Origin of the sequence: Streptomyces botrytidirepellens (genome assembly GCF_003721215.1) — a bacterium.
In the GTDB taxonomy this organism is placed as follows: domain Bacteria; phylum Actinomycetota; class Actinomycetes; order Streptomycetales; family Streptomycetaceae; genus Streptomyces; species Streptomyces himastatinicus.
This window is the reverse complement of sequence record NZ_RIBZ01000068.1, coordinates 19,233-33,961: the sequence shown is the minus strand read 5'-3', so window position 1 is coordinate 33,961 and position 14,729 is coordinate 19,233. Positions and strand designations below refer to the sequence as shown.

Below are 14,729 nucleotides of genomic sequence, written 5' to 3'. Positions count from 1 at the left end.
GCCCCCGTCAGCCGACGGCCGCCACGGGGTCGCGGTCCGTTCCGGCCGTTGCCTTCGGGCCGTCGTCCCCGGGCTTCTCACCGGAAGCGGGCCCGGCCTCGGGACCGGAGGGGTACGGGATCTCGCCGCGGAGGACGGCCTTGGCGCGGTCCTCGTCGAGCTGTCCCTCCCATTTGGCCACCGCAAGGGTGGCGACGCCGTTGCCGACCAGGCTGGTCAGGGCGCGGGCCTCGGACATGAAGCGGTCGATGCCGAAGATGAGCGCCAGGGCGGCGACGGGTACGTGCGGCACGGCGCTGAGGGTGGCGGCCAGGGCGATGAAGCCGGAGCCGGTGACTCCGGCGGCGCCCTTGGAGGTGAGCAACATGACGGCGAGCATGGACAGCTGCTGGGTGAGGCTGAGGTCGATGCCGAGGGCCTGGGCGAGGAAGACCGAGCCCATGGTCAGGTAGATCGCGGTGCCGTCGAGGTTGAAGGAGTACCCGGCGGGCAGCGTGATGCCGACCACCGGCTTGGACGCGCCCACGTGTTGGAGCTTGCCCATCATGCGCGGCAGCACCGGCTCGGTGGACGAGGTGCCCAGGACGATCAGCAGCTCTTCCTTGATGTAGCGGAGGAAGGGCAGCAGGCGCAGGCCGTTGACGCGCATGACCGTGCCCAGGACGACCAGGACGAAGAACAGCGCGGTGAGCCAGAAGGAGCCGACCAGCAGGAAGAGGTGGCGCAGGGTGTCCAGGCCGTAGTTGCCGATGGTGAAGGCCATGGAGCCGAAGGCACCGGCCGGGGCGAGCCGCATGATCCAGCGGATGAGCGTGAACAAGACCTTGGACAGCTTCTCGATGCCCTGGGCGATCCCCAATCCCGCCTCGCCACTGGCGTGCAGGCCGAAGCCGAACAGCACCGAGATCACCAGCACCGGCAGGATCTCGTGGCCGGTCAGCGCGCTGAGCAGGGTGTCCGGAATCATGGCGAGGACGAAGGCGGCGAAGCTCTCGTGGCTCGCGGTCGCCTCCGGCGGAAGGCCCTCGGTGGAGAGGGTGGAGGTGTCGACGTGCAGTCCGCTGCCGGGCTGGACGATGTTGACGACGACCAGGCCGATCACCATGGCGACGGTGGTCAGCACCTCGAAGTAGAGCAGCGCCTTGAGGCTGACCCGGCCGACGGCGCGCGCGTTGCCCATGGAGGCGATGCCGTGGACGACGGTACAGAAGATGATCGGCGCGATCATCATGCGCACCAGCGCGATGAAGCCGTCGCCGAGGGGTTTCAGATCGGCTCCGAAGGACGGCCACAGCCAGCCGACGGCAGCCCCGGCGACGACGCCGATCAGGCATTGGACGTAGAGCAGGGACAGCAGCCGGCGAATGCGGCGCGGTGGAGCGGTGGCGGTACCCGGGGCGGCATCGTTGCGGCTCATGCGGGGCGTCCTTCCAGGACGGGAACGAGAAGTTCGGCTCGGGCGATGCGGCGGGCGGCGCGGTGCAGCAGCACCGTGGGGGACGCGCCGTCCGGCGCGGGGACGGCTCGGGTGGTGATGACACCTGCCGGGGTGCCCAGGCGCAGGGTGCCGTCGGCGGTCTGCCGGGCGACGCGGTGGGCGAGGGTGCCGGGGATGGCGGCTGCGGTGGCCAGCGCGACGGCCGAGGTGAGACCGATCGCCGGGTGGGGCGCGTGCATGGAGACCATGCGCACGGCCAGGTCGTACTCGTCCTGACTGATCAGGGTGCCATGAGTAGTGCGGTATGGGGCAGAGCGGGCGACGACGCCGACCTTCGGCACGGCATGGCTGACCGGATCGCTCTGGTCGGCCAGGCCCATGGTCAGGGCGGCCTGACGGCGCAGCGCGGTGAGCGCGGGTACCGCCGCGGCGAACGCGGTGAGGGACTCGGTGCCGTCGAGGCCGAACGCCTTGGCCTCGAACAGCGCGGCCGGGGCTCCGGCGTCGACCAGGGACCCCTCGACCGGGCCCGTCGGCCCGGTCAGGGTGTCCAGGGCGCGGCCGGTCGGCAGGGCGCGGCCCGTGCTCGTACCGGCGGGGTCCTCGAAGCCGAGCAGGACCGGCACACCGAGCGCGGCGGTGCCCGGCACCGCGGCCGCGCCCTCGTCGGGGGCCGTGCTGCCCGGGGTGGGGATGGTGCCGGTGAGGCGGGCGCCGGTGTTGACGTTGAGCATCCGCACCGTGGTGGAGTCGGATGTGATCCGCACCAGGCCGTTGTGGACGGCGTACAGGGCGACGGCGGTGGCGCAGTTGCCGCAGTTGCTGGTCCACTCCACGCGCTCGTCACCGATGCCGACCTGTGCGAAGGCGTACTCGACGTCGACGCCCGGCTCGGCCGACGTCCGGACGATCGCGGCCTTGGAGGTGGTGGAGGAGGCACCGCCGACGCCGTCGATCTGGCGGGGGTCGGCGGCGTTGTAGGCGGCGAGCAACAGGGTGTCGGCGTCCACGCCGGTCGCCACCACCTCGTGGTGGTCGAAGATCCAGCACTTGCTGGTTCCTCCGCGGATCATCTCGCCCTGGAGACGCAGCACAACAGACTCCTCGTGGAAACCCCGACGGCACTTCCGTGCGGGGTGTGATCCACGGTGGGCGCAGAGAGCGTGAAGTACAATCTCGGAAATCTGCACGGGTATTAAGTTGAGGTTAAGACTGGAGGTGGCCGGGGTGCTGGACGTGCGGCGCATCCTGCTCTTCACCGAGGTCGCCCGCCGGGGCTCGGTCACCGCCACCGCGCGGGCGCTCAACTACACGCCGTCAGCGGTGTCCCAGCAGGTCAGCCGACTGGAGGCGGAGGCCGGGCAACCGCTGCTCGAGCGCCACGCGCGGGGCGTCACGCTCACCGACGCGGGACGCGCTCTCGCACTACGCGGGGAGCGGATCGAGCGCGAACTGACGGCCGCGGAGAACGAACTCGCCGACTTCGCCGGACTGCGTACGGGCACCCTCCGCATCGGTACCTTCCCCACCGTCGGCGCCTCCCTCCTCCCCCGAGCCGTGATCGCCTTCCGGGAAGCACACTCCGACGTACGGCTGACCGTGCGCAGCGCCCGCATCGCGGGCCTGTGGGCGATGCTGGAGAACCGGGAAGTCGAGATGTCCCTGATGTGGGACTACGACTGGAACCGCATCGACCGCGAGGACATCGTCGTCACCTCACTCGCCGACGACCCCCCGGCCCTCCTCGTCAGCAAGGACCACCCCCTCGCCGACCGCCCCATGGCCGCCCTCGCCGACTTCGCGAACGACCCCTGGATCACCCGCGCCGACCACCATCCGGTGGCCGAGGCCCTCGCCCGCAGTTGCCACACGGCCGGTTTCGAGCCGCAGATCGCCTACGAGGCCCACGACTACCAGGAGGCCCAGGCGATGGTCGCCGCCGGTATCGGCGTCGCCCTCGCCCCCACCCTGGCCCTGGAAGGCATCCGCGGCGGCGTCAGCGTCCTGCCGCTGCAACCCCCCGCCCCGGTGCGCCGCATCCTCCTCGTCCGCATGGCCGACCACGCCCTCACCCCCGCCGCCCAGGCCTTCGCGGGCTTCCTGCGCGACAGCGCCACGGCCAGCCCGCGCGCAACGCCGCCCTGACGGGGAGGGCATCGCGCACGACGCGGTCGGCCGCCTACGCCCTCTCCCCCACCGCGCCCCACGCCCCGACGGACGCCTTCACGTAGTCGGTGAAGTCACGCGGCCGGCGGCCGAGTGCGCGCCGCACTCCGTCGGACAGGTGGCTGTCCATTCCGCGCCGGATGGGGCTCACCGCCTCCGCGTAGTCCTCCGCCTCGGCGGCGGGCCATCCCTGTCCGGTGAGTTCGGCGACGAACTCACCGGGGGACAGCGGGACGTAGCGGATATCGCGTCCGGTGGCGTTGGAGATTTCCGCGACCGCGTCGGCGATGGTCAGGGCCCGGGGCCCGGAGAGTTCGTAGGTCTGCCCGTCGTGGCCGTCCTCGGTGAGGGCCGCGACCGCGACCGCGGCGATGTCCTCGGCATCGACGAAGGAGGCTGCGCCCTCCCCGGCCGGCAGTCTCAGCTCACCGGCGAGGATCGCGTCCAGGAAGCTGCCCTCGCTGAAGTTCTGGGCGAACCAGGTGGGCCGCAGGATCGTCCACGCGATACCGCTGTCGCGCACCGCGGCCTCGCCGTCCACATGGGTGGCGCCCGCGATGTTGGCCTCGCCGGAGTACCCCGGCACATCCACGCCGCGGCCCGACAACAGCACGACGCGCTCGACACCGAGCTCGACGGCGCGCTCGGTGAAGGGACGGGTGAGGAGTTCCCCGTCGATCGGCACGAGGTACACCGCCTTCACGCCGTCCAGCGCCGCGTCCCAGGTGGCGCGGTCGAGCCAGTCGAATGACGGCTCGCCGGAGCGCGATGCCACCCGGACCGGCTCCCCCTGCGCCCGCAGGCGGGGCACGACCCGGCCGCCGGTCGTGCCCGTGCCGCCCGTTACCAGAATCGGATGCTTGGTCATGAGACCAGCCAAGCCACTTCTCGTGAGACGGTCCATGGCTCAGAGACTCACTTCGATGTCTGCGCGTCTACAGTAGGGGCGTGGATGTGCTCTCCGAACTGCTGGACGGGGTGAGGGCACGCGGCGCCCTGTTCCGACGGACCGTCATGAGCGGGCCGTGGTCCCTGCGGTTCGCCAGCGGCTCACCTCTGACGCTGGCCACGATGCTGCGCGGCCGGGCCTGGATCGTCCCCGCGGACGGCGAAGCGGTGCCGGTCGGCACCGGAGACATCGCGATCCTCCGCGGCCGGACGCCGTATACGGTCGCGGGCGACCCAACCACCCCACCACAGGCCGTGATCACCAGCACTGACTACTGTCGTCGCGACGCGGACGAGACCGGCGAGGGCCCCGACGGCTCGGCCCTCCTGCTCAGCGGCGCCTACGCCGGCCGGGGCGAGATCAGCGGGCGGCTGCTGCACGCGCTGCCCGACGTACTGGTCCTTCCCGACGCCGACTGCCACCGCCCCCTGCGGGATCTGGTCATCGAGGAGATCGCCCGGGACGCACCCGGACAGCAGGCGATGCGCGACCGGCTGCTGGACCTGATGCTCCTCTCCACGTTGCGGACCTGGTTCGACCAGTCCGCGGCGCATGCGCCGCCGTGGTACCGCGCGATGGACGACCCGGCGGTGAGCCACGCCCTGCACCTGCTCCACGACGATCCGGCCCACCCGTGGACCGTGGCGAACCTGGCGGCCGCGTCGGGAGTGTCCCGCGCCGCGCTCGCCCGCCGCTTCACCGCACAGGTCGGCGAACCACCGATGACCTACCTCGCCTCGTGGCGCGTCGACGTGGCGGCCGACCTGCTGCGCGAGACCGACGCCACGGTCGGCTCGATCGCCCGGAAGGTCGGCTACGCCAACGCCTTCGCGCTGAGCGTCGCCTTCAAACGGCTCCGCGGCATCACTCCGACCGAGCACCGCGCCCCGGCACCGGCTCCGAGGCCCGGGCGATGAGGCGCTGCGCCTGCGGTGGCGTTTCCCCCGGTCGGCCTCGGCGCAGCAGGAATACCGACAGGAGACCGATCACCGCCGCGAACAGGGTGGAGCCGATCGTGATGCCTGCGAAGCCCTGACGGGAGGCGTGGTCGGCGTTGCCCACGAAACTGGCGAACAGGGAGCCGAACAGCGACACCGCGATGGCCTCGCGTCCCAGCCGGACGGTATTGATCCATCCGGCCGCCATGCCCGCCTCCTCCGCGGGCACCTGCGCCAATGCCTCACCGTCGATCAGACCGGCCTGGAGCCCGAATCCGGCGCCGACGATCACCATCGGCAACGTCATCCGGCGATCAGCGGGGAGATCAGCACGGGCATGGTCAGGAACATCAAGAACGCGCCGCTCGCACCGGGTGAGGAGCCGTAGGCGCCCTGGAAGAAAACCGGCAGGTAGGCCACCGCGTTGGTGAAGGTGAAGGATGACACCGCGACCACCAACGTCATGCCGGAGAAGCGCTTGTTCCGCAGCGTGCGCAGGCTCAGCAGGGGGCTCGGCGCGGTGGATTCCCGCCACGCGAACAGCCCGTAGGCGACGAGCCCGGCAGCCGTGCACAGCAGGAAGGGCAGCGACAGCCACCCCGTCGCCGAACCGAGCGCCAGACCACCGAGCGTCAGAGTGGTCGCCACGCAGAAGAGCACGGCTCCGGCCACATCGATCCGGGCCGCATGCCGCTTCTCGTGGGCGGCCGCCCGGCGGATCAGCGGCATGCCGAGGCACGCGATGACCAGGCAGCCCAGTTGGAATCCGTAGACGAACCGCCAGCCGACGACCTGGGTGAACAGACCGCACAGGGACGGGCCGAAGGCCAGGGGACAGACCGGCGACCGATCCCAGGAGGGCGAAGGCACGGGTGCGGCGCTCACCCTCGAAATTCGATGACACCACCGCCGTGCCCACCGAGAAGACGGCACCCGCGCCGGCCCCCGCGACCAGCCGGGCCACGTCCAGCACCAGGTAGTTCGGGGCGACCAGGCTCATGGCGGAGCCGACACCGAAGATCACCATCCCGGTCATCAGTGCGCGCCATCGCCCGATGATGTCCGCGATGGAGCCCCAGATGAGAGTCGAGCAGGCGAAGGTGAGCGTGTATCCGTTGAGAGCCCACTGCTCGCCTGTTGACGAGGACCCCAGGTCATCCGCGATGTCGCCCAGGGACACGGCTGTTCCGGATATCGACAGGGGGGCCGAAATCTGTGAGAGAAGCCCTCCACACCAGGAGCGTCGAGTCCGGGCTCAGGCAGCGGCCGAGAACGCGAACCGCACGGCGGTCAGCTCTTCCGACAGCTCCCACAGGCGGCGGCAGGTCTCGGCGTCGGAGGCCCTCTCGGCCAGCGCCACCCGCTTCGGTGCGCCGCGCAGCTCGGCCATGCCGTCAGGGCCGATGAACTGCCCGCCCTCCACGTTCGGGGCGGTCGCCGCGTAGAGCTGGGAGAGCGCACCCTGGTCCGGGGTCTGGGCGAGCGGCAGGAGGAGGCGACCGAAGAGGAACTTCACCATGCCGACCGGCGAACTCGTCTGGAGGTTGGTCGAGGTGTAGCCGGGGTGGGCGAGCACGCTGCGCACCGGGCTACCGGCCGCGGTGAGCCGCTTGTGGAGCTCCCAGCCGAAGACGGCGTTGGCCAGCTTCGACTGGTTGTAGTACCCCATGGGCGAGTACGTGCGCTCACCGGAGAGGTCGTCGAAGAAGATGGTGCCCTGCCGGTGGTTGGGCGAACTCACCGTGACCACGCGGGAGTTGTCCCCCGACTCCAGCAGGTCGAGCAGCAGACCGGTGAGCGCGAAGTGGCCGAGGTGGTTGGCCGCGAACTGCACTTCGTAACCCTGCGGGCTGAGCGTCCGGGGCGGCGCCATCAGACCGGCGTTGTTGATGAGCACGTCCAGGTGCGCGCGGTCGGCGTGCAGCCGCTCGGAGAAGGCGCGGACCGAGTCCAGGTCGGCCAGGTCGAGTTGGCGCACCTCGAGCTGGGCGGCCGGATGCTCCGCGGTGATCTCCGCGACCGCCCGGCGCCCCTTGACCTCGTCCCGTACGGCGAGGATCACCTGCGCGCCCTTGCGGGCGAGTGCCCGGGTGGTCGCCAGGCCGAGGCCGCTGTTGGCTCCGGTGACGAGGACCACGCGCTTGCTCTGGTCGGGGATCTGCTCGGCGGTCCAGCGCTGCTGATTGCCCATACGGCACAAGCTGCCCCATGTGGCATTCGGTGTCAAGACCGATCCTTGATGCCACCGATGGCATCGGCCTATACGATGGAGGGGTGACTACTCGCCCTGAAGTGAGCCTGGCCCAACGCAAGCGTCAGCTCGTCTCGGACGAGCTGACCGAGGCCGCGCTGAAGCTGCTGGCCCGGAAGGGGTTCGACGCGGTCACGGTCGACGAGATCGTGATCGCCGCCGGCGTGTCCAAGCGGACCTTCTTCCGGTACTTCGCGTCCAAGGAGGACGTGGTCATCCAGTTCCTGGCCGACATGGGCACCGGCATGCGCACGGAGCTGGCGAGCCGCCCCGCTCAGGAGTCACCGTCGGTGGCGCTGCGCCACACCGTCTGGGTCTCCATCGACGCCTGCGCGGGCCATGCCGACCAGGCGCTCCTCGTGGTGCAGCTGATCCTGCGCACACCCGCCCTCCGCGCCCGCTTCCTGGAGCGTCAGGCACAGTGGCGCGACGGACTCGCGACCGAGGTTGCCGACCGGCTGGACCTGGACCCCGCGACGGACCTGTACCCGCAACTGGCCGCCGGAATTGCCTTGACCGCGTTCGACGCCGTGCTGCAACGGTGGAGCGACAGCGACGGCGCCGAGGACCCCGCCGCACTGACCGACCGGGCCTTCGCCGTCATCGCCCCGGCGCTGGACGCCGTCGCGTAGCAGAGGCGGGGACTTCCGGCGACGCACCCGTGACGCCGCGAAGGCACGGCTGCGACGGGGCGGGTGCGAACCTGCGGCCACCATGCCTGTGCACATAAAGGTCCGCACTCCGCGCCCGACGACACCGGCGGTGTCCCCGGTGCGCGATCCACGCATGCGGAGCGGGGCGGAGGGATCGGACCTGCGAGGGCCGACCGCGCGTGCGTCGGGTTCGACCGTGGGCCCCGGCCCGTCGGCCGGGAACGCGGCGGTGGCGGCGGCGATGGGCGGGGCGCCACCGGGTGCCGGGCCGGGCCAGTCCTGGTGGGCCGGGCAGATGACGCCGGGCGGGCAGGACCTGATCGGCAACCAGGCCGTCGCGGCTCAGGCAGGTGCGCTGCCCGCCACTCGGCAATCCCCCTCGGAACGGCAACGGCTCCCGGAACAGCAGCAGTCGGCGCGGAAACCGGACGCGAAGAAACCGGAGCCGAAGCCCGTCCAGAAGACGAAGGCCCCGCCCGCACCCCGCCCGGACCAGAAAGACACGAAGGACACGAAGGACGCGAAGGACGCCGAGGGCCGCCCCGACAAGGGTGCGAAGAAACAGGAAGCGGCGGGCCCGCGGTCGCCGGGTGCGGACCCGAAGTTCCAGGCGTTGAAGAAGGACGTCGCGGTCAAGAAGCAGCGGGTGGCGTCGAGCCACCCGCCTCCGGCCGCGGAGGCCGGTGCCGCGCAGGGAGCCGCGGTGCCCCCGGCCGACGACCAGGAGGCCCGCGGCAAGGCGGCGCACGCGGAGGACATGGACGCCGCTCAGCCGAAGGAGTTCGACAAGCAGTCGTTCATCGCCGCGGTGGAGAAGGCCATCAAGGACCGGGCCCCGAAGAACCTGGACGAGGCCGACAAGTTCGGGGAGTCGGGCAAGGCGGAGGAGGTCAAGACCGAGGTCCAGGGCAAGGTCGGTGAGGGCAAGGACGCCGCGGGCCAGGAGATCGCCGACACCACCGCCGCCACGCCGGAGCCCGCTCCGGACGCCAAGGAGGTCGTGCCGCTGGCGGCGGACTCGGTGCCGGGCAAACCGGGGGTCCCGAACCCGAACCAGGCCACCCCGGACGCGTTGCCGAAGTCGGCGACGGACATGTCGGCCGGGCCGGACCAGGTCAACCAGCAGATGGCGTCGGCGCAGGTCACCGAGCAGCAGCTGTCGATGAAGAACTCGCGCGAGCCCGCGTTCGACAAGGCGGTGCGGGACAAGAAGACGATGGAGGCCCACTCGGCGGCAGCCCCGAAGGAGCTGCGTGCCGGCGAGGCCGCCGAGCTGACGAAGGTCAAGGCGACCGCCGCCACGAGCGGCGCTGCCGCGATGGGTGCCCTCCACGCCGCGCGGGTCGCCACCGGGCAGCAGGTCGCCACCGGCAAGCAGGGCACGAAGGGCCGCGACGAGGACAAGCGCACGAAGGTCACCGCCCTGCTCCAGAAGGTGTTCGACGTGACCAAGGGCGACGTCGAGGAGATCCTGTCCGGCCTGGACAAGAAGGTCGACACCCAGTTCAGCAGCGGCGAGAAGCGGGCGAGGGACCGGTTCACCGACGAGCACACCCGGGGCATGGACGAGTACAAGTCCCGCCGCTACTCCGGGTTGCGGGGCAAGGCCCGCTGGGTCAAGGACCTGTTCGCCGACCTCCCGGAAGAGGCCAATCGGATCTACGAACGCGCACGGGACAACTACCTGACCGCGATGCGCCAGGTCATCTCCGACGTCGCCGACACGGTCGAGGGCGAACTGCGCCATGCCAAGGACCGTATCGCCAAGGGCCGCAAAGAGCTCCAGCACACGGTCGACACCCTGCCCAAGGACCTCCGCGCCATCGGCAGGGAAGCGGCCGCGGACTTCCAGGGCAAGTTCGACGAGCTGTCGGACACGGTCAACGACAAGGGCACCGAACTGGTCGACACCCTGGCCACCAAGTACACCGAAGCGGTCAAGGCGGTCGACGCCGAGATCGCGGCGGAGAAGGAGAAGAACAAGGGCCTGGTCTCCAAGGCCGCCGACGCCATCGGCGGCGTCATCGACACGATCAAGGAACTCGGCCGCCTGCTGATGGGCGTCCTGCGCAAGGCCGCCTCGGCGGTCGGTCTGATCCTGAAGGACCCGGTCGGCTTCCTCGGCCGGCTCATCACCGGTGTCGGCGGCGGGCTGAAGCTGTTCATGAAGAACGCGGGCCGCCACCTCCAACAGGGCGTGTTGGCCTGGCTGCTGGGCTCCGGCGTCACGGCGGGCCTGATCCTGCCGACGAGCTTCGACGTCCTCGGCATCCTGGTGATGATCGCCGGTCTGCTCGGGCTGTCGTGGCCGAACATCCGCGCCCGCCTGGCCCGCAAGGTCGACCCGAAGACGATGGCGGCGGCGGAAACCGGCAAGGACGCGATCCCGATCGTCGTGGAGGCCAAGAGACGCGGCGTCGCGGGCCTGTGGTCGGACCTGAAGTCGCGGGTCGGCGACCTGAAGAAGGACCTGATCAGCAAGCTGGTGTCCTACCTGCTGCCGACGATCATCATCGCGGGCGTGACGTGGATCGTGTCGCTGTTCAACCCGGCGTCGGCGTTCATCCGCGCCTGCAAGATGATCATCGATATCGTCCGGTTCATCGTGACCCAGGGCCGACAGATCATCGAGTTCGTCAACACGGTCCTGGACGCCGTGATCGCCATCGCCCGCGGCGGCACCGGCGGCGTTCCGGCACTGGTGGAACGCGCGTTGGCGCGGTCGATCCCGGTCCTCATCGGCGCCCTGGCCGCGATCCTCGGCATCGGGGGGATCGCGGGCAAGGTCAAGCAGATATTCCAGGCCCTGTCCCGCCCGGTGAACCGCGCCATCGACTGGGTCATCGACAAGATCACCGGCCTGCTCAAGAAGCTGGCGGCCAAGCTCAAGCCCAGGCGGAAGAAGCCCAAGCGCCCGCAAGACCGCCACAAGCCCACGAGACCGAGAAGGCCGCGCAGACCGGCGAAACCGAAGCGACCGCGCAAGGCGAAGAAGCCCGACCGCCCGAAGAACCGCAAACGCAAGGACCGCCGCACGGACCAGGACAAGCGGCGCGCCCTGGACGCCGCCATCCGCGACGCGAACCGGCTCATCGGCGCCGAGGACGCCACGGTCACGTCGGTTCGCAAGGGCCTCCCGGGCATCAAGCGCCGACACCGCCTGAAGTCGATACGTCTGGTGAAGACCGGGGAGCTTTACGTCATCGAGCTGTCCATCAACCCGAAGGGCACGTCCGACGAGGCGAACCTGACCTTCCCTTACGAGCTCGGCCAAGCACGGGATTCGATCGATCTCGTGGACGTCGACCAAGCACACAGCACCCTGCGCGCGGTCCAGAACGTCACCGAAGAACCGCACCGGGCGGCCTTCATCGTCAACATGATCGCGATCCCCAAGGAAATAACGAACAACCCCAGGGTCGCCGCTCGATATCTCACCGACGCCTGGGCATCGTCGAAGACGGAGAAGCCGGTGGCGGCGATCAGAACCGCCGTCATCATCGGCGTCAACGCCGCGGAAGGGCTGGATACGAACGACAAGGAGCGCGGCAAGCAGCCGGTCGTCGCCGCCATCAACGCGGTCGATCGCCCACGTGACCTGCTCATGGCCGTGTTCGGGTTCACGTGGACCCCCAGATGGATGGACACCTCCGGAAAGCGCAAGAGGGCAGTGTCGATCGACACGGTGCGCGCGAGGTTCCGGAGCCTGAACGGGGCGGACAAGGAAGCCGCTCTCGCCAAGGAGAGAGCGCAGATGCGCGGCAAGAAAGTGCCCTTTGGTCTCCTCCGGGGCAAGGTGTTCAATTCCCCCTACACCCGCGACGCAAAGGGCTATCTCAGCGAAGTCAACAAGAGGGTCTACGTTCTGCTCCAGGATCCGGACAGTACTGTCTCAGCGCCCGGCGGCCCCGGTGTGCTCGCCGCGTACGACAACATCCTCAAAGATGTCAAGGGCGACCCGATGATGATCATCGGTGGCTACGACTTCGAACGGTTCGACTGGAAGAGGGCGAAAACCGAGTCGCTCACCGTTCAGCTGACGATACTGTCGAACAGGATCGACCGTGCGATCCGGTTCGCGATCGGCAAGCGCCATCCCGACGTGCTGTATCCCTCGGAGCCCAGCACGCTGGTGAAGGTGTGGGAGGCGGAGGTACTCGATGTCTTCCGCAGGTTGGACGAGCAGGCCAGTGACACGGGCCGAAAAGTGCTTCCCTTCGGGATCGGCCCGTCCGAGGGGCACAACTTCCGGAAGTGGCTAAAAGCGCTGTTCCGCGGCGACTTCTCGGTGATCCACGATCCGCGGGCTTCCGTCAGCACCGATCCGAAGCCGGGGAGTCCCGCGCGCCGCCTCATCCGAAGTGCGCAGAACGTCATCAACGCCGTCAACCGGAGAGGCAAACCGGCGTACGCGATCTTCCTACAGTCCCAGACGACGGCGAGCGCGCAAAACCTCGCGGAATCTCTGTTCATGAAGAATCCCAAGATCACGAAGACAGGGAAGGGACTCATACAGACCGAGATATTCCGTCATGTCGAAAGAGTCATCATACTGATGACGGAGAACCCGGGAATGACCGCACGGGATTCCGAGATCCGGAATATTCTCCACGACCTGACCAATGTGGTCAACGAGTTGAGCGGGTCGACCCTGGCCCAGCGGAACAAGGATTTCGAGAAGTCCGTGGCGTTGGCACACGAGCTCGCGCGTGACATCATCTTCGCGCTGACGTCGAGGAAGCTCAGGTCGACCTGGCGCAAACTGGGCCGCGCGCTGCGGCAGGCCGAGCGTCAGGGACAACGGCGGGGCACCGAATAGGGAGTGACGGTTGGTCGATGGCGAGGAGCTCGAACGACTGCGAGCCGAGGCGGCGAGCCGCGAGTACGCCCCGATGGCCCGCCTCGCACGAGCGCTGTATGAGAACGGCCTGCCCGCGGAGCACGTCCTGCACAAATGCTACGGAGTCGGTTTTCCTCGGGAGTTCTTCGTGATCGCGGACGCCGACCCGTACGGAACCGACCTGCTCGCGATGTGGACCAACCAGCCATGGCAAATGGCCGTGCCACTCGACCGAGGTGGACCCGCCGCCCGATCCGACACCCTCGAGCCGATGGAGCGGCGGTTCCATGACATGGATTCCGATCTGCTGCCGCTGCTGTACCTCGTCCGCCCCGGCATCGACACCGAGGACCACGGCGTGGTGCTGTGCTACCGCCTGACCGAACTGGCGGCGGGCCGACCGACGATCTTCGGCGCACGCCGGGAAACCACCAGCCTCGACGAAGTGGCGCGACGTGGCGATTCTCTTCTTGCCGTGCTGCGTGCGCACCACGCAGGCTATCTGCATGAGCTCGACGAGGAACTCGAGAACTGGGAGGGCAAGGGAGAATACGACACCGTCGACGAGGACGAGGTGGAAGAGGTCAGAGCCCTGGTGGACCGGATAGAGACCTTTCAACGCGAAGCAGGGGCCTGACCAGTTCCCGCTGCGGGGACGGTCGCTGTGAAGCGTGGCGCGCCGGTCCTGAAATACTTGTGATTCGGACGCGGCGGAGGAGAAAGCAACGGTCGAGCGACCGGGGCGGTCAGGCACACGGGAGACCGGCACCCCCGCAGGCGACCGCGCGCCGGAAGCGGGGAGTCCCCCGTTGAGCACACGACGACGAGAGCCGCGAGATCTACTGAGCCCCCCCTGCGTAAACACCGTCGGGACGCCAGGATGTGAACCTGCGCCCCGTTGCCCCCAGTGAACGAAACACCGCCCATAGCCTTCGCGCGGCGTCACGACGGTCAGCCGCTCGGGGTGCCGGGAGATCCACCGCCCCAGACCGCTCTCCGGCGCAGTGTCCGCCCCAGGTCTTCGTTTGCCACGCTGGCACGGTTCCGCAGCTCACGACGCCTGCCGCAGTTGCAGAGGCACCACCGCCGAGGACGACGTCCGCAGAGACGGTTACGACGGGTCGCTCGCCAGAGCCCTCGGAGATAGTGGTTTAGCCGGTCCTGAAGGGCGTCAAGCGCCGTCCGCACTGGTGCCTCACTCCGGTGCGGCTCCAACCACTCCAGCACGCTTGTGGCCAACTCCCGGTCTTCCAGGCGGGCTATATGAGCGCGAAGGTGCAAGGCCGATTCCGTGGCCGCCGCCCCGCGCGACGGCCTACGCCGGCTCGACACCATGCCGGACCTCCCCGTGGGCAGCACCGTGCAGTCGATCGCTGCCATCAACGACCACCACCAGCTGCTGCTACCCATCAGTGACACCGCCGCCCACCGCACGACGACCCTGGTCGTCCAGCTCGTCTGAACAACACCCGCTGCAGCCTCTTCGGCCCGACC

The 14,729-nt window shown here is 69.3% G+C and carries 12 protein-coding genes and 1 pseudogene; 6 read left to right on the top strand and 7 right to left on the bottom strand.

What is annotated here, in order from left to right:
- Nucleotides 1-7: 7 nt before the first annotated feature.
- Together dctA and EEJ42_RS05200 are read right to left on the bottom strand one after the other, a co-directional pair.
- Nucleotides 8-1,417 carry a C4-dicarboxylate transporter DctA gene (gene dctA / locus EEJ42_RS05205; protein ID WP_123098818.1) on the bottom strand — a complete coding sequence of 470 codons (1,410 nt, stop codon included), beginning with the start codon at nt 1,415-1,417 and terminating at the stop codon, nt 8-10.
- The gene (locus EEJ42_RS05200) at nt 1,414-2,532 is read right to left on the bottom strand and encodes a PrpF domain-containing protein (RefSeq protein ID WP_123098817.1); all 1,119 of its coding nucleotides are present in this window, start codon (nt 2,530-2,532) and stop codon (nt 1,414-1,416) included. Before EEJ42_RS05200 ends, dctA begins: the two co-directional genes overlap by 4 nt.
- Before the next feature lie 133 nt (nt 2,533-2,665).
- Here EEJ42_RS05200 and EEJ42_RS05195 point away from each other — a divergent pair, with 133 nt between their 5' ends.
- A complete protein-coding gene (locus tag EEJ42_RS05195) occupies nt 2,666-3,583 on the top strand; it encodes a LysR family transcriptional regulator (protein ID WP_123098848.1) in 918 nt (305 codons plus the stop codon).
- A 34-nt stretch (nt 3,584-3,617) separates the two neighbouring features.
- On the opposite strand, the gene EEJ42_RS05190 is transcribed toward EEJ42_RS05195, so the two are convergent.
- Entirely contained in the window at nt 3,618-4,472 is an 855-nt protein-coding gene (locus EEJ42_RS05190; protein WP_246096072.1) for an NAD(P)H-binding protein, read from the bottom strand.
- A gap of 80 nt (nt 4,473-4,552) precedes the next feature.
- Between EEJ42_RS05190 and EEJ42_RS05185 the strand changes: the two genes are divergently transcribed.
- The gene (locus tag EEJ42_RS05185; protein WP_123098815.1) at nt 4,553-5,470 is read left to right on the top strand and encodes an AraC family transcriptional regulator; all 918 of its coding nucleotides are present in this window, start codon (nt 4,553-4,555) and stop codon (nt 5,468-5,470) included.
- Here EEJ42_RS05185 and EEJ42_RS52525 read toward each other — a convergent pair.
- The 4 genes and pseudogenes from EEJ42_RS52525 to EEJ42_RS05175 all read right to left on the bottom strand — a co-directional run bounded on the left by EEJ42_RS52525 (nt 5,418) and on the right by EEJ42_RS05175 (nt 7,682).
- On the bottom strand, nt 5,418-5,798 hold the full coding sequence (locus tag EEJ42_RS52525) for an MFS transporter (protein ID WP_246096070.1): 381 nt from the start codon (nt 5,796-5,798) through the stop codon (nt 5,418-5,420). The genes EEJ42_RS05185 and EEJ42_RS52525 overlap by 53 nt on opposite strands.
- A complete protein-coding gene (locus EEJ42_RS52520; RefSeq protein WP_246096068.1) occupies nt 5,795-6,376 on the bottom strand; it encodes an efflux MFS transporter permease in 582 nt (193 codons plus the stop codon). The genes EEJ42_RS52525 and EEJ42_RS52520 overlap by 4 nt, the downstream gene beginning before the upstream one ends.
- Nucleotides 6,375-6,671, bottom strand: a pseudogene (locus tag EEJ42_RS54510) (MFS transporter); the annotation flags it as partial. The pseudogene EEJ42_RS54510 and the gene EEJ42_RS52520, both read right to left, overlap by 2 nt.
- A gap of 75 nt (nt 6,672-6,746) precedes the next feature.
- Nucleotides 6,747-7,682, bottom strand: a complete 936-nt coding sequence (locus EEJ42_RS05175) for an oxidoreductase (protein WP_123098813.1) — start codon at nt 7,680-7,682, stop codon at nt 6,747-6,749.
- Nucleotides 7,683-7,765: 83 nt separating this feature from the next.
- Here EEJ42_RS05175 and EEJ42_RS05170 point away from each other — a divergent pair, with 83 nt between their 5' ends.
- From EEJ42_RS05170 to EEJ42_RS53735, 4 genes are all read left to right on the top strand, one after another.
- Nucleotides 7,766-8,374: an acyl-CoA-like ligand-binding transcription factor gene (locus EEJ42_RS05170; protein ID WP_123098812.1), complete on the top strand. Its 609-nt coding sequence runs from the start codon at nt 7,766-7,768 to the stop codon at nt 8,372-8,374.
- Between the two features lie 217 nt (nt 8,375-8,591).
- Nucleotides 8,592-13,214: a hypothetical protein gene (locus EEJ42_RS53740; RefSeq protein ID WP_148081854.1), complete on the top strand. Its 4,623-nt coding sequence runs from the start codon at nt 8,592-8,594 to the stop codon at nt 13,212-13,214.
- A gap of 10 nt (nt 13,215-13,224) precedes the next feature.
- Entirely contained in the window at nt 13,225-13,872 is a 648-nt protein-coding gene (locus tag EEJ42_RS05160; RefSeq protein ID WP_123098810.1) for a hypothetical protein, read from the top strand.
- 696 nt (nt 13,873-14,568) lie between these two features.
- The gene (locus tag EEJ42_RS53735) at nt 14,569-14,697 is read left to right on the top strand and encodes a hypothetical protein (RefSeq protein WP_281291400.1); all 129 of its coding nucleotides are present in this window, start codon (nt 14,569-14,571) and stop codon (nt 14,695-14,697) included.
- The last annotated feature ends 32 nt before the right edge of the window (nt 14,698-14,729 follow it).